The sequence below is a fragment of the Vibrio fluminensis genome (assembly GCF_015278125.1).
GTDB lineage: Bacteria > Pseudomonadota > Gammaproteobacteria > Enterobacterales > Vibrionaceae > Vibrio > Vibrio fluminensis.
In genome coordinates this window covers 89,320-112,605 of sequence record NZ_JADILO010000013.1, presented here as the reverse complement: position 1 = coordinate 112,605, position 23,286 = coordinate 89,320, and the positions used below count along the sequence as shown (strand labels likewise).

Here is a 23,286-nt window from a genome sequence, read left to right as displayed (position 1 = left end):
AATTAAACAATATCCCAGTAGCAAAGCTCTTTATTGCGTGGATGTGCAAACTTCTCAGCCAAAAAGTCAATGACAACCCTAACCTTGGCGGCAAGTTTATCAGTATCAAGATATAGCGCGCTTATCACTTGTTGTTCATAACTGGTAGAGACTTGGTAGTCACTCATCACTACAACCAACTTACCCGTTTTAAGCTCATCACCTATTAACCAAGTAGGAAACACCACCAGCCCTGAACCACCAACCGCGGCAGACACCAGCGTTTCTGCATTGTTGCTATAAAGCGAACCAGAAACTTCAAACGATTCTAATTGTTCTTTACCAATAAACCAGCGCTGCAATCCATTGGTTCCTTTGAACACCAAGCAGTTATGCTGCTTTAATTCTTCTGCTGTTGCAGGAACACCATAAGCCTTTAAATATCCCGCACTGGCTGCCATCACATAACGTTGCTTACCTAAACGCTTCATGCGTAATGATGAATCTTGCGGGACGCCGATTCGAATCATCAGGTCAATGCCATCAGCGGCGGGGTCAATAATAGCATCTGTTTGCTGAATCTCGATCTTAAGCAATGGATATTGTTCCAACAATTCGGAGAGATAAGGCGCTATATGCTGACGGCCGAAAGCGACCGGAGCACTTATTTTGACTGTCCCTCGGGGGGTGTCCGCTCGCTGTTCAATACGCTCAACGACCAACTCATATTGTTCAATAATTTCCGCGCAATGTTTACTAAACGCCGCACCCTCATCAGTCAACGATAATGAGCGGGTGTGTCGGTGCAACAATTTGGTGCCCACCTTCTCTTCTAATTGCGACATTTTTCGTGAGACTGAAGAAGGTGTCATATCTTGACGACGAGCAACCTCAGAAAAACTCCCCAATTGAGTGGTCAACAAAAAAAGTTTTATTTCCAGCAAAGACACATCATAGTTCACAGCTGTTCTCCTCGGTCAATTCACTAAGCCTACTGTCGAAACATAAAAAAAGGCAAGCTAATAAATAGCTTGCCTATAACGTGTTTATGTAAGGGATTAAGCCGCAATAATATTTTCGGTCACTATAAAATGCGCGTCTTCAGTAAACGCTTGAAATTGAGCGACAATATTTTGCATTTCAGTGGTCCCAATATCGACAAGAAAATCTTGCTCTGAGTTGATTTGAATCACCTCAAAATATTGCCATGGCGATGACTTATCGGAACCAAACATACTGATTCCCTTAAACACATCAAAAGCTTTGACGCTGCTAAGTCCACGTACTGTTGGTAAATCTGCGTTTCTAGCCCATTCAAGGTAATCACCTTCATGAGTTGTCGACTTTAAGTTAAAAAAAACGATCAGTGTTTTAGCTGACATTAGATATTTCCTTTTGATGAATATCTTGTTGTGAGTTAAGTGAAGCTTGACTGTTTTGGTGATTGGCACAATAGATACAGATCAGCGCCAAACCGATCGAAATCATTGCAGACACTCGCCAATAGTTAAGCTCAATAGGGTCATTCCCCAGCCAACCTTGAGTATCTATGACCAAACTCATAACCATTTGACCAAAAATAGTTGCGATAGTGGCTATCGCGACTCCCACTTTTGGCACCGCTGCAACCATGACAATCATGTAGACAATGCCAAACAAAGCCCCTGACAATTGCCACTTTGGTACGGTCAACAATGTCGCTTGATAAGTGGGCTCAAAAAAGAAGATCAGCAGAGTAGTCACCACAGTACCGATAGAAAATGTCAGTAGTGAGCTTTCAATAATGCCAACCTTCGCACCCAAACGACCATTGATCGCAGCTTGAGAACTTAGTGCCATTCCGGCGGCAATAGTGAGTAAAATAATCAATGTCATGCGGCCCCCAAATAGACAAAACACAAAGCTAAGAAAATAAATCCAAGACCCATAGTACGTAACGGGTTGCTTTTCTGCTTGGGCATACCGAACCACCCAAAATAGTCAATGGCAAAACTCTTTGTCACTTGTCCAAACAGGATACAAATCATTGTCATTGCGACACCAAGAATTGGCGTAGCCATGGTCAGAACCACAACATAAAGAGGACCTAATAATCCACCAACCAATTGCCATTTAGGAATCGTGTTCCAGTCATTAAACTTACCATTAGGAGTGAAATGACGAATCAGCCAAAGTAACGCAGTGCCAACCGCAAAAATACTTAATGTGGCCCATAGATGGCCAACTTGTTCGCCAAGAGGCCCAAGCAAACCAGCTTCGAATGAGAGCCCCATTCCAGCCACAATAATTAGCGCAATAAAAACAATATTCATCTTGGATCAAACAACGCTACAGATGATTGGTTCGCATATGCTTTACCATTAGGGTATGAAACCAACTCTAACTGCATTCCCCAAGGAGCCATAAAATACACCCATGATTCTCCGGCTGAAGGGCCATCGGTCATAACAGTTGGCTCACCCAATACTTGGATATTGTGTTGAGTCAGGTAGGCCACTGCCACATCAATGTCTTCGACATAAAATGCAAGGTGGTGTCCGCCTATATCAGCGTTATTGGGCGTTACTGTTTGGCGCTCAACAGTATCTGCATATTCAAAAATTTCTAAGTTAATACCTTTAGCGTTCAATACAGCTATCTTATTGATAACTGATCGAGGATTAACATTAAGGTGATCCGCCATCCAGCCATCTTCAGCGGAAAATGGACCAAATTCGTAAGCTAACTCGAAATCAAAGTGCTCACGGAAAAATTCAATCGCCTCAGCCAAATCTGGCACCGTAAAACCAATATGATCCGGCTTTGATAGTCCTGGAATAGCCATTAATTATCTCCTCGTTCATGACGAATTTTGTTCAATGCACCCATCGCTGTTGCACCCTTATTGAAGCCTGTGTATACCGAGGTAAAAACAATCAATTCTTCAATTTCAGCGTATGTTGTACCTTGTTTAATCGCCATATCGATATGCGCGGCAAATGGGCTACCTTCACCAGCAACATTCAAAGCCATTTGATCAAGGGCAAGTGTGATTAGTGCTTTCGTTTTTTGGTCAATTAACGGCATACCCCAGGCTTCACCTGCTACACGGACGGTCATGTCTCCCCATACTGGATTAATCGACTTAAGCCCCTCAATCAATGCATGATCATCAAGCACTGCGTTGTGATATTGACTAGTCATAGTTCGAAACTCCCATTAGTCATAATGTTACGCCTTAGCGAATGGGGGGCATTATAGGCCGCGCATCATTTTGAAAAACTAGCAAGTCGGAACAGCACTTATGCTGTTTTTGCACAAATCAAATCGCTATTATTTGTGTTTCTCACCGCTCTTTTCTCACTTTTTCTTTCCATCACAACCCTTTCTGTAATACCCTTTAACCGCCTAATCTATTGGGCAAACAAATTAAAACTGTAATTCTCAGGGCAGGGTGAAAGTCCCTACCGGCGGTATATCTTTTTAGATGAGCCCGCGAGCGCTCGATTCGTCGAGGTCAGCAGATCTGGTGAGATGCCAGAGCCGACGGTTATAGTCCGGATGAGAGAGAATGAGTAACACACCAGATCAAAGGCAGATTTTGCCTGCCGTGAGCTGGTGCATTTTGCATTGTGTTCTATCCCTCCCAATGAGCCCTGATTCTGGTAATGAATAGGAGTTAACCATGAATCAGACATCACTACTTGCCGAATTTGGCGACCCAATCACACGTGTAACCAACGCTATCGAAGCGCTTAAAAACGGCCAAGGCGTTATGCTGCTAGACGATGAAGATCGTGAAAACGAAGGCGATATCATCTATTCAGCTGAGCATCTAACGGCTGCGCAAATGGCACTGATGATTCGCGAATGTAGCGGCATTGTGTGCCTATGTTTGACCGAAGAGCATGCTAACCAACTTGAGCTACCACCAATGGTAGAAAATAACGACAGCGCTAACCAAACGGCGTTTACGGTATCCATTGAGGCAAAAGAAGGGGTAACAACCGGTGTGTCAGCGCAAGATCGCGTGACCACAGTAAAAACGGCTGTTGCTGCGAATGCCAAACCAAGCGATCTCGCTCGTCCTGGCCATGTATTCCCACTGCGCGCTCGTGCTGGCGGCGTTTTAACTCGTCGTGGTCATACTGAAGGCACCATTGATTTAGTAACACTAGCAGGGTTGCAACCTGCCGGTTTGTTGTGTGAACTGACTAATCCAGACGGCACAATGGCAAAAACACCTGAGATTGTAACGTTTGCAAAAGCGCACAATATGCCAGTATTGACGATTGAAGATATCGTCCAGTACCGCACGCAAAGTATGCAGAAAAGTGCTTAGTTGAGTACGCAGAAATCATTAGGGCGTCCCATTAACTGGGATGCCCTGTTATGCGTTTCTATCAGTAAAAGGTAAGCCGTGACCTACTTAACGGTAAAGTATTGTCTGGTCACCACACCCCATTTCTCATCCTGATACTGATCTTCGCTCCATTCTCCTTGAATACAGCCAGCTAGCGCGTAGTCACCCACTACATCGCGCCAAAACTTCACAGCATGATCAGCACCTTTTACCTGCTTGATCTCCCAAGATCCTCGCAAGTTATCGAACATTTTCGAGATAAACTGTTTACCGACTTTATTCTTACGGAAATACGGCACCACATAGAAATCACAGATATCGAACTGCTGTGGCGCTTTTTCAGCAATTGAGGTCAAAGCTGCAGGTACACCATCAATATAAAGCAAATAACCAGTGACGTTGTCACCTAGTTGAGGGTAGATTTCAAACAGACCATTTTCATCGGGTTTATCATCAATAATTCGAGAAAACTCGGCAGCGTAACCTTGATACAAGTTGGCAAAAACGTGCGCATTTGCTGATTAAAATCGCTGATAACGTTGTTGCAGATTTTGTAATTAGAATAACTAGTTAGCGGCAATCTGCGCCTAGTTCTAAGCGATTTTCCTTGCGCAATTTTCTGACCACTTACTTATCCTGATTGGTATTAGCCGCACAATTGGAAAAGTTTTAATAGAAAATTTTAAAAAATAATACTAGTAATTCAGTTTAAAAGGTGTATATTGCGCTCTTGCTCTGACAATCGAATTGTTAAAGTATAGTAAGTCTTCCAGTGACATCCCTAGCAAGATTCTCCCTGTAATACCCTCAAATCTATATTGAAGAATGAATTCCAAGTTCAGTGCATTAAGAGAAATTCCGAAACAATAGTGTGTTTTTTTGCAGTAACTTCTTGATAGCATGAAATGATATCAATAACGTTTATCAGCCAATGACTATTGTTTGCGAAGGTTAGAAGGTCTAATGAGAGACCAAGAGCATCTTTTACCTCACAACGACTAACGTGCAAAGTAACAGATACTGACGATGCGCCCCCTAATGACGTCGAAGGGGCAATACAACCTTCCCTAATTTCTTATATACCAAAACCTAGTTGCAGCCTTGTGCTTAGCACTCGTTGCTTTGGCGCTGTCGATCTGTTTCCTCGCAGTATATCTGTGCTGGGAAGCTATTGCTTGCCGTTCGCAAAACTGTAATCAAGCGTTGCTAAGGTATAACTCTAGCCCTTAAAAACTCAGACTAGCGCTGTTTAACACCGTTATTAGTACGAGTCGAAAAGGGAAATTTAAACTTCCACAAATAGGTAAATAATATGGCTCGTTCTATCGGTCGAAAAAGATTTTGGTTCCAACAAAAACGTGATAATTCAACATTTAAAAAATAGGTACGCTATTGCTAATTACATTTAATATATTCAAAAACAAAACAACTTGGAGTGCGAACATTCATCAACTTAATAGTGACATTTTAAAGCGTCTTGTGCTGGCAAATAGTCCTTTAAGTGAATTAGATTTAGACTTCTCTTTCTGTGAAGAAACATCGATGGGCAGTATTACTGGCAAAGATAATTCTCAGGTAGGTGAGTTCATTGTATTTTTTTGATGATTTTGAAGCTTACGCTTCATTCGTCACCCCATTCTTCAGACAATCCTCTCGTCTGTCGAATCGCAGCGACAACAACAGCTGAACAAATGCTTTTCTAGAATAGAAAGTGCACTCAGAGAACAAGGGCAAAGCCAAACGCTTTAACCGCTATAAATGAGAAAGACACAGCGCCACCTGTGGATTTATATGGCTTAGCCCTTACCCTTAACTCTCAACCACCCAGTGTTAAAACTGAATGAGTCCGATCAGTTAAGAAATACAAAGCAAGTATTTCAGTTTTTTAAATCCCAAATAGAAAGAAAGCCAACCTTCCATGGTCAGCCTTCCTATTCTGTGTAATTTAAATCACTGATTATCGAACGATCATTTGCTCACGACCAGGACCAACTGAAACCATCTTCACTGGTACGCCCATTAGCTCTTCAATACGCAATACGTATTTTTGCGCCGCTAGTGGCAGCTCTTCAAACTGACGACAACCTGTGATGTCTTCGCTCCAGCTTTCCATCTTCTCATAGATTGGTGCGAGTGCAGCCGTTTGTGGCCAAATTGGGTTCTCGCTGTGCTCACCTTCGTAGCCAACACAAATCTTCAGATCTTTCAGACCAGTTAGGCAGTCAACTTTAGTTAGCGTGATTTCCGTTGCCGCTTGTAGCTCAACACCGTTCTTAGTTGCAACTGCATCGAAGTAACCCATATCACGAGGACGACCAGTAGTTGCACCAAACTCGCCTGCTAGTTCACGGAATGCATCTTGCTCTTCCATCGCTGTAATTAGCGTGCCCGTACCAACCGATGAGCTGAATGCCTTCGCGACTGCAATAACACGTTCAGGGCGAAGTGCTGGTAGACCACTACCAATACCTGCGTACATAGAAACTACGTTAGAAGAAGTCGTCCATGGGTACTCACCGTACACAAGATCACGGCCCGCACCTAGCTGAGCTTCAAATAGCAGTGTTTGTTGATTTGCTTGTAGCTCTTTTAGAGGAAGCGTTACGTTGCAGATCGCATCACGCCAAGGCGCTGATACTTCGAGTAGCCAATCCGCCATCTCTTGTGCAGTTTGCTCAAATTCAAATGTTGGGTATAACGCACGCAGTTGCGGCAGTTTCCAGTCCATCCAGAATTTGATGCGCTCAACCAACACTTCAGGCTGTTTTAGCCAGCCAACCAGAATGCCTTTCTTCATTACACGGTCACCGTACGCAGGTGCAATACCTTGGCGCGTTGAACCGTACGCTTTGTCGCCTAAGCGCACTTCTTCTAGCGTATCTTCTAGAGCGTGTAGAGGCAGACATAGCGTTGCGCGGTCAGAAATACAAAGTTTTACTTTTACGCCTGACTCTTCCACTTCAGCAATCTCTTGCGATAGTGATGCTGGACTAATTACCATGCCTGGGCCAAGAACTGCGATACAGTCTGGGTTAAATACGCCGCTTGGTAGTTGGTGTAGTTTGAATGTACCAAAGTCATTTACAACAGTGTGACCTGCGTTATTACCACCTTGGAAACGGATACTTGCTGATGCTTGGTCTGCCAAATAATCAACGATTCGACCTTTACCTTCATCACCCCAGTTTGCACCAACAACAACAATAGACGACATAATTAACTCTCCTCAAAAGCGATGGACTTATCCTAAACATCCGCTCAAAATAAGAAAAATTAATAATCGTTATAACCCTAATAAGGATTCCATATGGGATTATAATGATTTTTGCGATCGGCATAGAACCCTAACGAGGACAATTATGATAGACCTCAACTGGCTCAATACCTTTGTTGTTTTGGCTCGTTTGGAGCACTTTGGCAAGACCGCCAATGAACTGCATATGACGCAGCCCAATGTGAGTCTGCACATCAAACAGCTTGAACAAGCCACTCGAGTTAAACTGATTGAACGCAATCCATTTCGCCTCACTCAAGCGGGAGAGCGACTGCTAAAAAGTGCCAAAAGCACCCTGATGGAGCTGCAAGTTTGCCAAGCAGATATCAATGCTATCAATGATTTAGACCAAGGTACCTTGACCATCGCCGCAAGCGATATCATCTCGCGCTTACTGCTTATCTCACCTTTCCAGTCGTTCAAAAAACAGTTCCCTGGGATTGATCTATCGCTGCTTAATACCACCTCTTCACAAGCGGCAGAATTGGTTAAAAGTGCCAAAGCGGATCTCGGCTTTGTGATGGCGCAAAAAGAGAGCCAACCACTGCATTTCACTGAGTTACAACAAGTAAAGTGGTGCGCGTTAGGGGATGGGCTGCAAGCGTGGCAGCAAGGCCAGTGGGACAATATGCAAGAAGAACCGACGCTGATCTTACTTGGTCATGATACTCGCACCCGCGACCTACTTGATATCGCTCTGCCTACGCTTAATTTGCCTAAATATCGCGTGATGGAAGTCGGCAGTGTCGATGCGCAAATTGACTGGGCAGAAGCGGGATTTGGCGTTGCCATCGTGCCAGAGTTTTCCCTGCATCCTAAACTCAATTTAAAAACTGCGATTACGCCTTTGCCTGAGTTTCCTACCACCAGCCTAGGTTACATAGTGCGGCAAAATCAGGTGCTTTCTCGCGCGATTAAACAGCTATTAAATTGGGTAAATGAAGAGATTGTGCGCTCGCACTCACGTCAATAATGTTGGCAGAAATAAGAGATAAAAAACAGCAACTCAATAGAGTTGCTGTTTGATAATGCTAGTTACCTAACTATTCGCTACCTAGCTATTAGCCCCAAGCTATAATCCACGCTTATTGCAGTACATGCCGTAGTAGCCGATATAAGCAAAGCATAGTGCCGGAAGTAAGAATGCTAACTGCATATTGCCACCTAGCGCATCAGACATCATCCCCATTAGAGGTGGAACCACTGCACCACCACCGATAGTCATAACCACCAATGAACCAGCGAAAGATGTATCTTTACCTAGACCTTTAATACACAAGCCATAAGTAGTTGGGAACATTGGCGACATAAACAAGTTAGATGCAATCACCGCAAACAGAGACAATTCCGATGGATTGAGTGCCGCGAAGGTAATTAACGCAAAGTTAATTACACCATAAATACCAAGTAGTTTTGATGGCTCAATACGTTTCATCATCGCAGTTGCAATCGCTTTACCTACCGCGTAAATCACTAGGCCAGCCATAAGATAGTTTGCCGCAGTGTGCTCTGTTAAACCTTGGTAAATCATCTGAGCAAAGCGAATCGTGAAAGACCAAATACCCACTTGTGCTCCCACATAAAGAAACTGAGTCATCAATCCTTTACGGAAGTGCGGGATCTGTAACAGGCGTCCAATCGCCGCTTTAACGTCAACTTTTTCTTCTACTTGAGTTTCTTGTGGTCGACAAGCTGGAAATTTAACGAAAGCAAAGATCGCCGCCAACACGAGTAGAAAAACACCCATGTAAATGTATGGAGAGACAACCTGCCCTACCATTTCCGCACGAATGATGTCCGCGGCCTCTGGAGCCATCGCTAATAGCTCTTCGTGAGATGCGTCTCCCTTACTGAATACCAGTTGTTGGCCGATGAATATACCTAGAAAAACACCAACAGAGTTAAACACTTGCGAAAAATTGAGTCGTTGAGTTGAGGTGTCAATATTCCCCATCAACGTAGAGTAGGTATTACAAGATGTCTCTAGAAATGCTAGCCCGGAAGATATAACCAACAAACAACCAAGGAACGCAGCATAAGTCATCATGTTTGCTGCAGGGATAAACATAAAGCAGCCCAGAGCATATAAACTTAAACCTACGACAATTGCTGTTTTGTACGAGTATTTTTTTACCACCGCTGCTGCTGGCAACGCAAAGGCAAAATAACCAAAGAAAAATACTGACTGGACCAATGCAGATTGCGTATCTGACAGCTCAAACCCCTTACGGAATTGGGGAATCAAAACGTCATTCAAACTTGCTGCAATCCCCCAAACGGAAAAGACTAAGCAAACTAAAATGAATTTTACCCAAGGTGTTTTCGGTAAGTAACAGCTCGTATCTAGCTCGGCTGCGACGTTTTCCACTCCATTAGCGTCAGTGTTATTTATTGAAACAGAAGCCATATTCAACCCTTATTTATGAATTAATTTTTTATGATTCTTGAACAAGGAGGCCCGCAAAGAAACTCAGGTCAATGTTGAACGTGACCCGTTTCATCCAAATGCAAAGCAAAAAAAATCAAACGTGATCTTGCACACGTCAATTTTGCATTTTCTTTCTCTAATAGGAAAAAAGTCGCACTAAAAGGCACTAATTTCGAAAAAAAGAGAAAACAAAGTGATAAGCATCACCTTATTTATTCATGCTAAATCCGGCTTGTGATTGACGTCAATTTGTCCATTTCACCCCATTTTTATTTATGAGCAAGAGACTTAACTTCTCTACTAACTTAAATAATGACCTTGGTGAAAACGATGAAATACAAAAACATAAAAGATCTTAAAGCCTCTGCTATGGGGTTTGGCTGCTGGGCAATTGGAGGCACTTGGAACAATGTAACCGAAGAACAATCGATAAGAACCATCAAAGAAGCAATAAACGTAGGCATCAACTTTTTCGATATTGCTCCTATTTATGGCTTTGGTAATGCTGAAAAAGTGCTTGGTAAAGCGATTCAAAGTGAGCAAAGAGATAAGATTATTATCGCGACTAAATGTGGCCTACTCTGGGATGACAACGATCTGTCCAAAAAGCCGCAAAATAACCTCAGTGCACAAAGCATTATTAAAGAAGTTGAAGATTCTCTAAGCCGATTAGGCACTGATTATGTCGATCTCTATCAAGTACACTGGCCAGATCCTACAACCCCGATTGAAGAAACGGCTTTGGCACTGCTGGAGCTAAAGAAATCAGGGAAAATTCGTCACATCGGTGTCTCTAACTATTCGTTAGATATGACGCGAGAAATGCAGCAGTATGTTGAAATAGCGACATTCCAGGGCCTATATAACTTACTAGAACAGAACCCTCGTCACTATCACAATATCCCTCTCGAGTACCGAGCTCGCGATGAAGCGCTACCATTTTGTCATCAACACGACATTAAGTACCTACCTTACTCACCTTTGATGCAAGGCTTACTCATTGGATCGCTCAAACGAGAAGGAAACTGGGACAGCAATGACTCACGCGCAGCAAACCCAAAACTAAATGGGATTGGATTTGAGCCCTACTTCAATTGCGTTGAAGAATTGAAAGTACTGGCTAACGAAGCCAATATTCCACTGGCACACCTCGCCTTACATTGGTTGGTGGGGCAGCAAGAGATAGGTTCAATTATCGCGGGAGCACATACAGAACAACAAGTAAAAGACAATGCCGATTTTTTAAATTCTCCTTGCTCTAAAGAAATCCTATCTCAAGCAGAGGCCATCGTTAAAAAATGGAATCTTGAATAACACTCTCATCCGACAAGGCCGCTATTTAAGCGGCCTTTCTTTTCGTTTGGCTGCTATTTTTTGCCATTTCGTTTGCGAATCAAACAAAAACAAATTTAATTACGCAATTTTGAGTGACACAAATCACTAAAAACCTTACTTCAATCACTGTTTTTACGCGGCTATCACGAAGAATATTTTCGTCAGTTTTCACACCAGAACACATGTTTTCTAATGGTTCCATCAGTTAATTGAACATAACAGGAAAATTCCAATGAACAACGTTTGTCGTAACCTAGCAAGAATGATTGACCTAAGCGCAGTGCAAGCACAAAGCACCAAAGCGGACATTATTGAATGCGCCGAGCTTGCTAAAAAATACAACATCATATCTCTACATGTGTTGCCGAACTGGGTTCCAATGCTGCGTGAAGAGCTAGTAGGTTACCCAGAAGTTTTAATCGGAGCGCCAATTGGTTACCCATCAGGCGGTGTTGCAACAAGTACAAAAATCGCAGAAATTCATCAAACGATTGCGAATGGCGCAAGTGAAATTGATATGGTGTGCAATGTCGGCCGTGTTCTTTCAGGGGACTATGACTACGTAGAGCAAGAGCTAAACGCAGCAGTGAAAGCGGCTTACCCGACACCAATCAAAACAATTCTTGAAACTCACTATCTAAACGAAGAGCAAATTCGTAAAGTATCTGAAATTGCTGTCAATGCTGGTATGGCATGGGTTAAGACCGCTACTGGTTGGACGGCAACAGGGGCAACAGTAGAAAACTGTGCAATGATCGTCGATCAAATAAATGGTCGAGCAACGCAAGTAAAAGCTTCCGGTGGTATTCGCTCGCTTGAACTTGTACAACAACTTTACGCGGTCGGAGTGCGACGCTTTGGCCTTAGCCTAAAAACAGCTAAAGAGGTTTTAGAGCAACTTGAAGCAAACCCTGAGCTATTCCCAGAGTTAGATTACCAATAACAAATAAGGGTGCGAGCAATCGCACCTTTTCATAATTAAGGTAGGTCAATATGAAAGATATCGTTCTAGCGATAGATGTCGGCACTGGAAGTGTTCGCGCTGCACTAGTCGAACAAAACGGGCATATCATCGATATCGTCCAAAAAGAGCACGACCAAATTACCCCACATATCGGCTGGTCAGAACAAAGCCCATCCTCTTGGTGGTTTGGTGCGAAAAGCTGTACTAGCGAATTATTAACGAAACATTCTGATAAGCTCTCCCGTATCGCCTCTGTGGCAACATGCGGGCAGATGCATGGCACAGTGTTAATCAACCAAGAAGGTGAACTCGCAATCGACAGCGCCATTCTTTGGAATGACAAGCGTACCGAAAGCATTGTCCAAGAATTCAAAGAGCGCACTCAACCAGACGAATTGGCAAAAATCGTCAACAATCCGCCGACCACGGCTTGGTCTGGATTTAAATTGATGTGGGTGAAAGAAAATTTACCGGATGTTTGGGCGAACATATACAAAGTCGTCATGCCAAAAGACTTTATTAACTTTAAACTTAGCAGCAGCTTAACCACAGACTATAGTGAAGCGTCATGTTTCTACTTAATGGATCATGCAACGCGCAACTACAATGACTCTGTACTTGAGTTAATGGGAATACCTCGTGACATTCTGCCCTCTGTTCACTTGGCATCAGACGTTATCGGTTATGTCACTGACGATGCATCTAAAGAGACTTTAATTCCCGAAGGCACGCCCGTTGTAGCTGGTACCTCTGACTTTGCTGCAACACTGTTGGGCTCTGGTGTTTATAAAGTCGGCCAAGCATCAGACAGTACAGGAACCTCAACGCTCATTACTGTAGTGACAGATAACCCATCGGAAAACTTACTGCTAAACAACCTTCACTTAGCTAACCCTGCGTGGGGAATGTTCAGTATTCTTGATGCCGGTGGCGATGCGATGCGATGGGCTCGCTTGGCTTTACAAGATAACACTATCTCTTACGCTGAACTTGTTGAATTAGCAAAACAATCACCAGTAGGTGCAAACTCATTGATATTTCTGCCTTACTTGACAGGTGAACGCAACTCAAACAAAACCAACTCTCGAGCACAGTTCTTCGGTCTTGCACGCAAACATAGAGCGAAAGATCTATACCGAGCGGTAATGGAAGGTGTCGCTTTTGCGGCTAAGCGCAATATTGATTTGATGGACAGCAAAATCGATTACTTCATTGCATCTGGTGGTGGAGCCAAAGATGACTTCTGGCTTGAGATTAAAGCATCTATTTACAACAAACCCATCATTAAGACTACCGCGGATGAAAATGGCGTTCTGGGCTGCGCAATGATCGGAGGCGTTGGCGTCGGTCTCTACGATTCCATCGAACAGGCTGTAGAAACTACCGTTCGATTTGAACGAGAAATATTGCCAAATCCCGAATGGGTTCAATTCTATGCCAAAGAGTATGAACTGTTTAATGCCCTCTATGACAGTTCACAGTGCTTCTATGATGCACTCGACAATTTAGATGCTATCGCATAACAGAATATGGAGCACAACTATGCAGCTAACCGATTTTTCAGGACATATTGGTATTCCCGTTTCAAATATCGCAACCAGCGAGACATTTTATCGCGAGGTTGGTTTTGAGGTTATCGAACGTCATAGCTTAGATTCGGGTAAAGGCGGAAACAACCATATTACCTTTTTAGCTTTTGGTCGAACTCTGGTAGAGCTCTATCAGTTAGATCAAGAGCCCGTCGCTGGACAAGCTGGCGCGATTCATCACTTTGCGATAACAGTAGATGATCTAAAGAGTATTAAATCAAATCTAGCGGAGAAAGGCATTCCTCTCACCGTCCCTGATACCGAGTTACCTTTTGGAAAAGATGGAGTGACCTACATTATGATTGAAGGTCCAAATGGCGAAATGATAGAATTTGATCAATTCAAATAATAAGAAGTGGGTTCGCCCACTTTTTTTGTAGGGAACGCAATGTTTGCAGAAGAAAGGCATTTACATATCATTGAGGCTCTTGAGCATTTTGGTAAAGTGACTGTAGATGATTTGGCTAATCAGTTCTCAGTCACCAAAGCGACGATTCGCAATGACTTGAAAAGGCTTGAGGCTAAAGATCTTTTAGACAGAACCTATGGTGGCGCAATGTCTAAAAGCAAAATCCAGGTCGAAGTAAATTCTGACTCTCGCAGCGATACCAACAAAGTCGAAAAAATTAAGATTGGCAAAAAATGCGCCACGCTAATTCAAGATAATCAAGTCGTACTGCTCGATACTGGCACCACTACGATTCACATAGCCAACAGTTTAAAAGACAAAAAAAATCTCACTGTCATAACTAACGACTTTGAAATTGCCAAAATACTCGAATTATTCGACGGCATTAAACTCTTTATGTTAGGTGGCTTTGTAAAAAACCAATATCACTGCACCTACCACGACTACTATGATGCGGTTCTAAGAACGCTCAATGTGGACATTGCGTTTATCGGCATCAATGCTATCAATCCGCAAGGCGCATTTGCCGCGGATATCTCTTTAGGCAAAACCAAGCGCTTAATGTGTGAGCAGGCGAGCCGTGTCGTTGTATGTTGTGATAGTGAAAAATTCAACAAAAAGTCACTCTCTTGTTTTGCTGATCTCAAAAGCATCGACTCCATTGTCACCAGTCGCCTACCCAATAATTACTTTGAGTATAGTGACATCGAATTTGTCATTACTGACTAAATTCATTTGTTCATTTAAAAAAGCGCCCCAAAAGCCTAAATAGCGTTTGGGGCGTGATTGAATTAAAGGGCTTACAAACCTTATGCTTGAGCGATAAGTGCCTCTAAGGCGGCTAGAGAGGCTTGTTTTTCGCCCTGCATCATCACTTCTGCTTCATTGACGTACTGATCGACACCTTCTTTGACATCTTGCTGGTAAAGCACCACGTTATTCAAAATAGACGCCACTTCAAGACCACGTAAGCGACCCACCGCAAACAATGCTGAGGTTTCCATATCCGCGCCTAAAATGCCCTTTTTATTCCAATAATGGCAAATAGCGTCCTCATCATCGGTATAAAAACTATCGTGTGAGCGCACCACACCAAAGTGATAAGACGTCGCTTGGTTGGTGAGATAGTTATCCAGCGCTTTTAACAATGAGAAACTCGCGTAAGCTGGGTAAGAAGCTTCAACATAAGACTTTGAGCCACCCTCATCACGGACCGCACCCTCTGCCACAATCAGCTCACCTAAGCCAATACCTGCCTGCATTGCGCCTGCTGAGCCAACGCGTACGATATGAGTCACGCCACATTGCTTAAGCTCTTCAATCGCAATAATCATCGAGGGCGCACCAATGCCGGTACTGCACACTGACACCGGCACACCTTTATATTCACCAGTAAACAAGCGGTACTCGCGATTTTCCGAGACCAACTCAGCGTGATCAAACCGAGCGGCAATACGGTTTGCGCGGTCCGGCTCACCACAGACAATCACCAAGGGGGCGACTTGCGTTGCATCAACACCAATATGAGGCTGTTTCAGCATGGATTGCTCCTTTTACTTCTTATACGTCAGACCGTTAGATTGCGCAGGATATAGTTGAGTGATGAGAAACCCACCATTTCAACCATGCGCATATCGAAGTCCGATAATAATGTGTTTAAACTACGCCAATCTTAGGCGAGTTACTCCTCAACGCAGGAGGACTTTTGTCCCGCACAAACCTATTTAAATCGTAGCCATTGTCACCATGTGACAATCATCAAATAGAAGGTGCTCTTGAGCAAGATTGCGACCTTTACCCATAAATAGAGCTGCGATAATTGCACCGAAAACACTTTGCGGTGCCAACAGTAAAAACGTGAGAAAAGATGAGAATTAAACCCTACGCCAATGGCCGCTTTAGTGACCTTTTACAACAAAAGAGTGCTGCATTTCGCCAGTTTATCTATCAATGCCAAGTGGGCAGCCGCTACTTTGGTGCTGGTGAAGCAATTCTGACCCAAGGCGAGCCATTGAATTACATCTATGTCGTGCCCGCAGGTCGGGTTTCTATGAGTATTCTCGCCGCTAACGGACGCCGTTTTCAGCTTGGTGAAGCCAACTGTGACGATCATATTTTTGGCGAAATGGAATTTTTTACTCAAACGCCTTGCCAGTGGAATGTCGTCGCCGATGAACATATGCAGGTCGATATTATCTGCTTGAAAAAGCTGGCTGAACTCCTGCAGCAGCAACCAGAGATGCTATTTTTCTTCGCCTCAGCACTGGCTGATGACTACCTAGATTCACTGGATATTTACACCAGTCGCTTATTGCACCCAATCACCTACAACATTGCTTATGATTTATTGATGCAGCAGAAGACCAGCCCATCACTAACAGGCTTTGACAAAGTGAATCAAGAAGCCGAACGTTTTGGCACTTCCGGACGCGTCTATCGCCGTGCGGTCAAAACACTGATGGATAAAGAGCTTATCCGTAAAGGGGAACAAGGATTAGAAATCGTTGATGAGCAAGCTTTACGTATCTTCCTTGATACCTATGAATAATCGCTGCTATTTTCTTAAATAAAAAAACGCCACTGGCAAAATGCGAGTGGCGCTATCTCTATCCCGGCTGGTTAGGAGATAAGTTTCTATCAGCAACTGAGGGCAGCCACGAGTGACTGCTCCGAAAAATTAAACGAACAAACCTACGATCGCCGCGTTCATCAAGTTTGCTAATGTTGCCGCAAGCAGCACTTTCATACCTAATTTACCAATTAAGCCAGAGCGTTCTGGGATCATGCTACTTAACGCACCAACCACCATGGCTACTGAGCCAATGTTAGCGAAACCACACAGCGCAATCGTCATAATCGCAGTTGTACGGTCACTGAGCTCTACCGCGCCCATACTTGCAAAAGCAACGAACTCGTTTAGGGCAATTTTCTGACCTAAGAACGAACCTGCCGACATCGCTTCATCCCAAGGCACACCGATTAGCCAAGCAACAGGTGAGAAGAAAAAGCCTAAAATCACGTCAACGGTTAAGCCTTCAAAGCCGAAGTAAGCACCAATGGCACCTAGACCACCGTTTAGCAGCGCCATCAAACCAATACATGAGATGATAATTGCGCCAACGATAGCGGCGATAGAAGTACCCGCAATGGCACCTTTTGCTACCGCATCAATAAAACTGGTTGGCTTTTCGTTATCTGGTAATTCTGGTACTTCATCGATGGTTGCTTCTGTTTCTGGAATGATCAGTTTCGCAAACATCAATCCAGCAGGTGCAGACATGAAACACGCCATGATCAGGTAGTTCAAATCTACCCCCATGCCTGCAAGACCTGCCAGAATTGAACCTGCAATAGAAGATAAACCACCAACCATGATGGCAAAAATCTGTGAACGAGTAAGAACTCGATGATAAGGCTTAACCAAGAGCGGCGCTTCAGTTTGGCCAAGCACGATGTTACCTGCCGCATTCATTGATTCTGCACGAGAAGTGCCGAGAACGCGTTGTAGACCACCGCCAATGATGCGTACAAACCACTGCATAATACCCAAGTAGTAAAGCAGTGAGGTTAGCGATGCCGTAAAGATGATTTGCGGCAATACTTGTAGAGCCCAAACAAAGCCAATGCCATCAACACTGAAGTTAACCAAGCTACCAAAAGCGAATTTAATCCCTTCTGCGCCGTAACTAAATACCTGTCCAACGGTATTTGAAACGGCCAGAAGAACATCGGCACCCACGTCGGTCGCCAATACAAAACCAGCCACCACGAGAATAATGCCAAAGGCACCTGCTACAGCGCGCCAGCTAATTTGACTTCTATTTTCAGAACATAAGAAGCCCACGCCAAGAAGTACGGCGATACCAATTAATGATTGAAACATAATGATTTATCCGATGTGAGCGTTTACTGCATTCTTGACTGCGAAAATAATTTGGTTCGCATGTTGATGAGCTAGTGCGATCGTCTTTTCCACATCGCCCCCTTCCTCTGGAATCGCGTTCATTTCAAACGTGACAACCGTGTCAAGAATATCCATTTCAGCAGCTTTAAATGCATGCTCAAAAGAACGTTGATAGTTCTCAAGCGGCATAAAGTTAAAGCCTGTTTCAGAGTAAGACTCAGCCGTCGCGCCTGCGGTAATTGAGAACAGCAGCTTTTTGCCTTTTAGCTGACTGCCATCCGGACCAAACGCAAAACCATAAGTGAACACTTGATCAATCCACTCTTTCATCACCGCAGGAAAAGTGCTCCAGTACAAAGGGAACTGTACGATAACCAGCTCAGCGTCCAACAGACGTTGCTGCTCGGTTTTGATATCACCGGCAAAATCTGCTGCATGCGCCACGTTCCAATCAGTGCGCTGTTCGAGCAATTTTAAAATCTCAGCATTGGCAAAAGATTTGTCTAGGTTCGGGTGACCATTAATAACAAGTACGTTCATAGAGTTGACCTATCGTGATCGTGCTTTCGTTTCTCTCAAAAGATGCAAAGCATCTAAAGATAAAAGTCGAATCGTTTGGTGTGTTGATATTTCTTGCGCCAAGCATAACGCTGGCTTGATAAGAACAAGAGGACAAAAGTCCCTCTAGTTCGGTCTCAGGTCAAAAGTTTCTATATTGGTCGTTGGTTGGCAGATGAATTTGAAAGGATAAAACTGGAGAAGCGAGACCGATTAGCCGATAGGCTTGCATGTCCCTAAAAATGTACTTTGATATTTGTAATTGATAATCTCACCTGAAGCATCAGTATAAAAAACATAAGTGCAGCTATCATCGAATAATTTGTAGATCAGTTCCTGACCACCATTTTCTAGATCAGTTGTACTCTCAGGCTCTCCCCAGTGTCCCGTCAACTGTTCGACAGATTCGCCTTTCCAACCTTCACCAAAGTAATCTTCACCCACAAGTAGCGAGCAGCCACTCAGCAAGGCAGAAACGGACAATCCCAACAAAAATTTCTTCATCAAATCACCTCAATATCAATCCTGATAATCATATCAAGCATGCAAGATTAATGCGAAACAGTATCGAGCATTTGCAGCGGAATAAGACTGACAGTTGATATCCAAAGTAGCGATGACTCAACACAGAACCTAAAGCACTTTACCTAACAAACACAGCACCTAGCAGGGAGAATCTGGTATCTCGCACCTTGGATATCACACGATTAACGTAATTGACTGTCTTTACTTGCGCGACGATTAAAGCCCGAGGTTGCTCTCTGGCGCACGTCTTGTTGTTGCTGGCACTCAACACACAATTCTACGCCAGGCATAATTTTGCGACGGGCTAAGGGAATGATTTCACCACACTCCAAACAATATTCTGTATCGTTGTGCTCACGATGCAGATTGGCACGAGCACGGTGAATTGCATCGACAATAGTGGCATCGATTTGTTCTTGAACGCCACCATCTCTGGTAAATCCATTGGCCATAATGGTCTCCAAATTAAATGAATGACTGGAGACTCATTATTATTTATTGATGGTTATTTGATAATAGGCAGAAAAATGAATCACTATTACTTCAGCGTAATAATGCAGACACGTTTAGATAATTTAGTGTGTGCAGCGCTTAGCTAGGTTTAGTTGCTGACTCAGCTTACTCGCTAAACCATCAAAGTGAGGCAATAAAGCATAAGCGGCCATCACAAACAGAATTGAGCCAATCAAATCTATTGGTCTATGCATTCCTAACCACAATCGGCTATAAGCCACACTCACCGCCCAAAGCATTAAGCCAGCTGTTAGCATATAGCGTTTATGTTCCATAAACAGGCCACCGAAAAACGCCACGCAAATCGCAACAAAAATAGTATGCCCAGAAGGAAATGAATAGTCTGTTTCGCCCATCCAATGTTGGGTACGCCAATGGCTGACATTTTCCGTCACTTTAGTGATGACTTTTTCTTGTTGCGTTGCCGAGAGATGATAAAAATGATCAGGATTGGGCACCAACAGTTGATGGGACAAAAGCTCAGTATAAGGTCGAGGACTCTCTGTGACTTGTTTCAAACCCGTTTTGGCCGCAAAGCCTATCAGTAAAATCAACACAAGTTGCATCGCTTTTGCCAAATGCTCTTTGCGTGAGAGCTTAAGGGTCAAAACGCCACCGACAAGCACCGCGAGTGTAATAAGAAAGCCACCGCTACCCGCAGAGTTCGTCACTAGGGTAAAAAACATCCCTTGCAGATCACTCACTGGTGCTAACAGCTCAATGTGACTCACCAAGAGTTTCATCGGCGCAATTAGCATCAATAGTAATACAAGTAAGAACAAGCCATTACGCTTGCCTAAAAGGATATTTTTCATAACCAGCAACTCATCTTATTGTAGTCTTTTGTACGAGAGGGAAATTCCTAGAATTTTGAAAGACGTACGTAAACCAGTAGCTACCGTAAAAACGGGTAACTCACCAAAAAAGAAGTGTCGGCAAAGAGCGATTACTCTCTGTCACCTAATGCTTCGCATATTAGCTATCGAGCTTGGTCGAATTATCAATTTGCTGTCAATTTGCAGAAAGTTTGCGCTTATTTTAGACAAAAACACCACTTCTCTTTAATCAGTGAATAAAGAGCTCTGCTCGTAACCCTATTTGTAAGCACCCGCCGAGTAATGAAGCTCATAACTGTGTGAATATATCTCGAGAATATTTCCAAACGGATCTTCCATATAAATCATGTGAAACGGCTTTTCACCAGGGTAGTAATAACGTGGTTTTTCCATCCGCTTCTTACCTCCAGCGGCAACAATTCTTTCCGCCAAACCCTCTACATCGGGGTCTTGAACGCAAAAATGAAAGACTCCCGTCTTCCAATACTCAAAATTATCCGCTGGGTTTTGCTGATTCTTAAATTGAAACAGCTCAACACCGATACGATCCCCCGTGGAAAGGTGGGCGATACGAAAGCGCTCCCATCCTGCACCAAATACATCGGTACACATTTCTCCAATCGCCGAATCGTCTTCAAGAATTTCCGTCGGCTGCATAATGACATACCAACCAAGCACTTCGGTGTAGAATTTAACTGCGGCATCTAAATCGGGCACCGAAATCCCGATATGAGAAAAGGTTCGTGGATATGGATGCATGATTTCTCTCCTTCGAATTGCATTGCTAGACCTGTTTGCGTACGAAAAAAAGCATCAATAAGTTTTAGAATTATCTATTATGATTTAATCTTGTTTGTATAAATTATGATTATCAGAACAGTGTAACTATGCTAAATCCATTGTGGCTCAAAACCTTCGTGACTCTCATCGAGACAGGTCACTTTACTCGCACCGCTGAAAAACTGTTTATGACTCAACCCGGCGTGAGTCAGCACATTAAGAAGCTAGAAGCAGAATGCGGCTATGCTCTGATTGAGCGTAACAACAAGAGTTTTGATATCACCTCACAGGGGCAAGCGGTTTTTGATTACGCGAAAGAAATGCAGTTACGAGAATCATTACTTCTGGCGAGCTTAGAGCCTGATTCCCCCTTCAAAGGAGCGGTACGTATCGCTTGCTCAGGCTCCTTAGCGTTACTGCTCTATCCGCACCTTTTGCATCTTCAATGCCAGCACCCTGATTTGATCCCACACATTGAAGCAGCACCAAAAAGAAAAGTATTGGCTGACATTCTCTCAGGTGAAGCCGATCTGGGGATCGTTACTAGTGTACCTACAGATAAACGTTTGATGAGTAAAAAGCTTAGTGCTGAACCACTGTGCCTTATGTTACCGGTTGATTTAGCAAATCAGGATCTCGACCTCGATAAATTGAAGCAATTGGGAATGATCAACCATCCGGATGCAGAAAACTGTTTGGCGCTCTATGGTGAAAGCTGCGGAGAAAAATGGCTAAATGAATTGCGCTTTGATCAACTGCCGATCCGCGGATACGTCAACCAACTCAGTCAAATCCTACTACCGGTATCAAAAGGGCTTGGTTTTACGGTTCTACCATTAGGTGCGCTAGAGAGTTTCCCTGATAAAGACAAAATTGCTATCTATCAAGCCAAACAGGAAGTCGCTGAAGATTTATATTTGATAACCAAACAACGTGGCAACATGCCGCTTCGCTTCAACACTGTCATTGAACAAATCGAAGCCATTCTCTCCCGTTAATCTGTTTTCACATCCTTAGAAACTGAAAAAGAGCCATTAGGCTCTCTTTTCACACTCAGCGATTTTATGCTTCTAGCACGTCTTGTCCTGTCATTTCACAAATAAGTAAAGCATCAGAGGTATCCACATGCAGCCCCATCATGGGTAATCCGTGGTGGCATACCCAAGAGCCAAAAAATACGCCTATAGCGATTGCTAGAAATGCTAAAACTAACATAGCGTTACCTCTCATTGGTTTAACAGATACTTACAATCTACGCCTTGAAAATTGCTTAGTCAATCAAGTGAATAACAAAAGCGATACAAGGTCACAAAATTTATGCCAACAAAAAAGTCGCACTGAGGTTGTTTTTTGTTCAATTCTATAGGGTTAGAAACCTGTCACATTTCCATCATTAAACATGATTAAAATCACACTCGAATTCAGGCTACATATGACATGAGCACTGAAAAATCTTGGCATCAAACATGCTTGAAATAAATAAGCGGCAATTTAATGGTTAAATAATTGTTTTATTTAAATTTAATTTAAGTGGCATTTTTATGACTTTTTATTGTCACGGAGATTATAGTGAGATGTCAGCCATATTAAGAGTTAAAGACAACAGGATTTCGGCACAAAAATGTGATCAAAATCCTAGCTATAGAAACCGAACACAGCTACATTCAAAGAGTTCATGAGGAACTGTATTCACACATGCGCATATCGCAGCAAGAATTAAGTGAGGAAATTTCATGAAGAAAATGAGAAAAGCACAATTACATCGAATTCGCATTCAATACTGGAAAGAAGTTAATAAACCAGCAACGAAATCGTAAAATTGTAGATAAAAAGCAACGTCTAAGCTGGCT

The 23,286-nt window shown here is 43.3% G+C and carries 26 protein-coding genes and 1 riboswitch; of the genes, 9 read left to right on the top strand and 17 right to left on the bottom strand.

Going from position 1 to position 23,286, the window contains the following annotated elements:
* Positions 1 to 2 precede the first annotated feature (2 nt).
* The 6 genes from IRQ95_RS11285 to IRQ95_RS11260 all read right to left on the bottom strand — a co-directional run bounded on the left by IRQ95_RS11285 (position 3) and on the right by IRQ95_RS11260 (position 3,162).
* Complete coding sequence (locus tag IRQ95_RS11285) at positions 3 to 941, bottom strand: LysR substrate-binding domain-containing protein (RefSeq protein ID WP_194437027.1); 939 nt, start codon at positions 939 to 941, stop codon at positions 3 to 5.
* 96 nt (positions 942 to 1,037) lie between these two features.
* The gene (locus IRQ95_RS11280) at positions 1,038 to 1,361 is read right to left on the bottom strand and encodes a hypothetical protein (RefSeq protein ID WP_194437026.1); all 324 of its coding nucleotides are present in this window, start codon (positions 1,359 to 1,361) and stop codon (positions 1,038 to 1,040) included.
* The gene (locus IRQ95_RS11275) at positions 1,351 to 1,854 is read right to left on the bottom strand and encodes a DMT family transporter (protein ID WP_194437025.1); all 504 of its coding nucleotides are present in this window, start codon (positions 1,852 to 1,854) and stop codon (positions 1,351 to 1,353) included. The genes IRQ95_RS11280 and IRQ95_RS11275 overlap by 11 nt, the downstream gene beginning before the upstream one ends.
* Positions 1,851 to 2,291, bottom strand: a complete 441-nt coding sequence (locus IRQ95_RS11270) for a DMT family transporter (protein ID WP_194437024.1) — start codon at positions 2,289 to 2,291, stop codon at positions 1,851 to 1,853. The genes IRQ95_RS11275 and IRQ95_RS11270 overlap by 4 nt, the downstream gene beginning before the upstream one ends.
* Positions 2,288 to 2,803: a VOC family protein gene (locus IRQ95_RS11265; RefSeq protein ID WP_194437023.1), complete on the bottom strand. Its 516-nt coding sequence runs from the start codon at positions 2,801 to 2,803 to the stop codon at positions 2,288 to 2,290. Before IRQ95_RS11265 ends, IRQ95_RS11270 begins: the two co-directional genes overlap by 4 nt.
* On the bottom strand, positions 2,803 to 3,162 hold the full coding sequence (locus IRQ95_RS11260; RefSeq protein ID WP_194437022.1) for a carboxymuconolactone decarboxylase family protein: 360 nt from the start codon (positions 3,160 to 3,162) through the stop codon (positions 2,803 to 2,805). The genes IRQ95_RS11265 and IRQ95_RS11260 overlap by 1 nt, the downstream gene beginning before the upstream one ends.
* 232 nt (positions 3,163 to 3,394) lie before the next feature.
* Positions 3,395 to 3,535, top strand: a riboswitch (FMN riboswitch).
* Between the two features lie 108 nt (positions 3,536 to 3,643).
* On the opposite strand from IRQ95_RS11260, the gene ribB reads away from it, so the two are divergent.
* Entirely contained in the window at positions 3,644 to 4,300 is a 657-nt protein-coding gene (ribB, locus tag IRQ95_RS11255; RefSeq protein ID WP_194437021.1) for a 3,4-dihydroxy-2-butanone-4-phosphate synthase, read from the top strand.
* Positions 4,301 to 4,383: 83 nt separating this feature from the next.
* On the opposite strand, the gene IRQ95_RS11250 is transcribed toward ribB, so the two are convergent.
* Entirely contained in the window at positions 4,384 to 4,815 is a 432-nt protein-coding gene (locus IRQ95_RS11250) for a hypothetical protein (protein WP_194437020.1), read from the bottom strand.
* Positions 4,816 to 6,278: 1,463 nt separating this feature from the next.
* On the bottom strand, positions 6,279 to 7,535 hold the full coding sequence (locus IRQ95_RS11245) for an adenylosuccinate synthetase (protein WP_194437019.1): 1,257 nt from the start codon (positions 7,533 to 7,535) through the stop codon (positions 6,279 to 6,281).
* 145 nt (positions 7,536 to 7,680) lie between these two features.
* Here IRQ95_RS11245 and IRQ95_RS11240 point away from each other — a divergent pair, with 145 nt between their 5' ends.
* Complete coding sequence (locus tag IRQ95_RS11240) at positions 7,681 to 8,568, top strand: LysR family transcriptional regulator (RefSeq protein ID WP_194437018.1); 888 nt, start codon at positions 7,681 to 7,683, stop codon at positions 8,566 to 8,568.
* 99 nt (positions 8,569 to 8,667) lie between these two features.
* On the opposite strand, the gene fucP is transcribed toward IRQ95_RS11240, so the two are convergent.
* Positions 8,668 to 10,002 carry an L-fucose:H+ symporter permease gene (gene fucP / locus IRQ95_RS11235; protein ID WP_194437017.1) on the bottom strand — a complete coding sequence of 445 codons (1,335 nt, stop codon included), beginning with the start codon at positions 10,000 to 10,002 and terminating at the stop codon, positions 8,668 to 8,670.
* 351 nt (positions 10,003 to 10,353) lie between these two features.
* On the opposite strand from fucP, the gene IRQ95_RS11230 reads away from it, so the two are divergent.
* The 5 genes from IRQ95_RS11230 to IRQ95_RS11210 all read left to right on the top strand — a co-directional run bounded on the left by IRQ95_RS11230 (position 10,354) and on the right by IRQ95_RS11210 (position 15,049).
* On the top strand, positions 10,354 to 11,337 hold the full coding sequence (locus IRQ95_RS11230; protein ID WP_194437016.1) for an aldo/keto reductase: 984 nt from the start codon (positions 10,354 to 10,356) through the stop codon (positions 11,335 to 11,337).
* Between the two features lie 253 nt (positions 11,338 to 11,590).
* Positions 11,591 to 12,301, top strand: coding sequence for a deoxyribose-phosphate aldolase (deoC, locus tag IRQ95_RS11225; RefSeq protein ID WP_194437015.1), 711 nt, complete (start codon positions 11,591 to 11,593; stop codon positions 12,299 to 12,301).
* 50 nt (positions 12,302 to 12,351) lie between these two features.
* On the top strand, positions 12,352 to 13,845 hold the full coding sequence (locus IRQ95_RS11220) for a xylulokinase (RefSeq protein ID WP_194437014.1): 1,494 nt from the start codon (positions 12,352 to 12,354) through the stop codon (positions 13,843 to 13,845).
* A 19-nt stretch (positions 13,846 to 13,864) separates the two neighbouring features.
* Positions 13,865 to 14,260, top strand: coding sequence for a VOC family protein (locus IRQ95_RS11215; RefSeq protein ID WP_194437013.1), 396 nt, complete (start codon positions 13,865 to 13,867; stop codon positions 14,258 to 14,260).
* 39 nt (positions 14,261 to 14,299) lie between these two features.
* Positions 14,300 to 15,049, top strand: a complete 750-nt coding sequence (locus tag IRQ95_RS11210) for a DeoR/GlpR family DNA-binding transcription regulator (protein WP_194437012.1) — start codon at positions 14,300 to 14,302, stop codon at positions 15,047 to 15,049.
* A gap of 80 nt (positions 15,050 to 15,129) precedes the next feature.
* Here the strand turns inward: IRQ95_RS11210 and IRQ95_RS11205 are convergent, their stop codons facing one another.
* Positions 15,130 to 15,861, bottom strand: a complete 732-nt coding sequence (locus IRQ95_RS11205) for a nucleoside phosphorylase (protein WP_194437011.1) — start codon at positions 15,859 to 15,861, stop codon at positions 15,130 to 15,132.
* 326 nt (positions 15,862 to 16,187) lie between these two features.
* Here IRQ95_RS11205 and IRQ95_RS11200 point away from each other — a divergent pair, with 326 nt between their 5' ends.
* The gene (locus IRQ95_RS11200) at positions 16,188 to 16,868 is read left to right on the top strand and encodes a Crp/Fnr family transcriptional regulator (RefSeq protein WP_194437010.1); all 681 of its coding nucleotides are present in this window, start codon (positions 16,188 to 16,190) and stop codon (positions 16,866 to 16,868) included.
* A 129-nt stretch (positions 16,869 to 16,997) separates the two neighbouring features.
* On the opposite strand, the gene IRQ95_RS11195 is transcribed toward IRQ95_RS11200, so the two are convergent.
* The 6 genes from IRQ95_RS11195 to IRQ95_RS11170 form a co-directional block, all read right to left on the bottom strand.
* The gene (locus IRQ95_RS11195; protein ID WP_194437009.1) at positions 16,998 to 18,203 is read right to left on the bottom strand and encodes a NupC/NupG family nucleoside CNT transporter; all 1,206 of its coding nucleotides are present in this window, start codon (positions 18,201 to 18,203) and stop codon (positions 16,998 to 17,000) included.
* A gap of 6 nt (positions 18,204 to 18,209) precedes the next feature.
* The gene (locus IRQ95_RS11190) at positions 18,210 to 18,764 is read right to left on the bottom strand and encodes an NAD(P)H-dependent oxidoreductase (RefSeq protein ID WP_194437008.1); all 555 of its coding nucleotides are present in this window, start codon (positions 18,762 to 18,764) and stop codon (positions 18,210 to 18,212) included.
* A 231-nt stretch (positions 18,765 to 18,995) separates the two neighbouring features.
* Positions 18,996 to 19,286: a hypothetical protein gene (locus IRQ95_RS11185; RefSeq protein WP_194437007.1), complete on the bottom strand. Its 291-nt coding sequence runs from the start codon at positions 19,284 to 19,286 to the stop codon at positions 18,996 to 18,998.
* Between the two features lie 203 nt (positions 19,287 to 19,489).
* Entirely contained in the window at positions 19,490 to 19,759 is a 270-nt protein-coding gene (locus tag IRQ95_RS11180; RefSeq protein ID WP_194437006.1) for a DksA/TraR family C4-type zinc finger protein, read from the bottom strand.
* A 123-nt stretch (positions 19,760 to 19,882) separates the two neighbouring features.
* Positions 19,883 to 20,635, bottom strand: a complete 753-nt coding sequence (locus tag IRQ95_RS11175; protein WP_194437005.1) for a phosphatase PAP2 family protein — start codon at positions 20,633 to 20,635, stop codon at positions 19,883 to 19,885.
* 279 nt (positions 20,636 to 20,914) lie between these two features.
* A complete protein-coding gene (locus tag IRQ95_RS11170) occupies positions 20,915 to 21,418 on the bottom strand; it encodes a lactoylglutathione lyase family protein (protein WP_194437037.1) in 504 nt (167 codons plus the stop codon).
* A gap of 125 nt (positions 21,419 to 21,543) precedes the next feature.
* On the opposite strand from IRQ95_RS11170, the gene IRQ95_RS11165 reads away from it, so the two are divergent.
* Positions 21,544 to 22,434, top strand: coding sequence for a LysR family transcriptional regulator (locus IRQ95_RS11165; RefSeq protein WP_194437004.1), 891 nt, complete (start codon positions 21,544 to 21,546; stop codon positions 22,432 to 22,434).
* Positions 22,435 to 22,498: 64 nt separating this feature from the next.
* Here the strand turns inward: IRQ95_RS11165 and IRQ95_RS11160 are convergent, their stop codons facing one another.
* Complete coding sequence (locus IRQ95_RS11160; RefSeq protein ID WP_194437003.1) at positions 22,499 to 22,651, bottom strand: hypothetical protein; 153 nt, start codon at positions 22,649 to 22,651, stop codon at positions 22,499 to 22,501.
* Between the last annotated feature and the right edge of the window lie 635 nt (positions 22,652 to 23,286).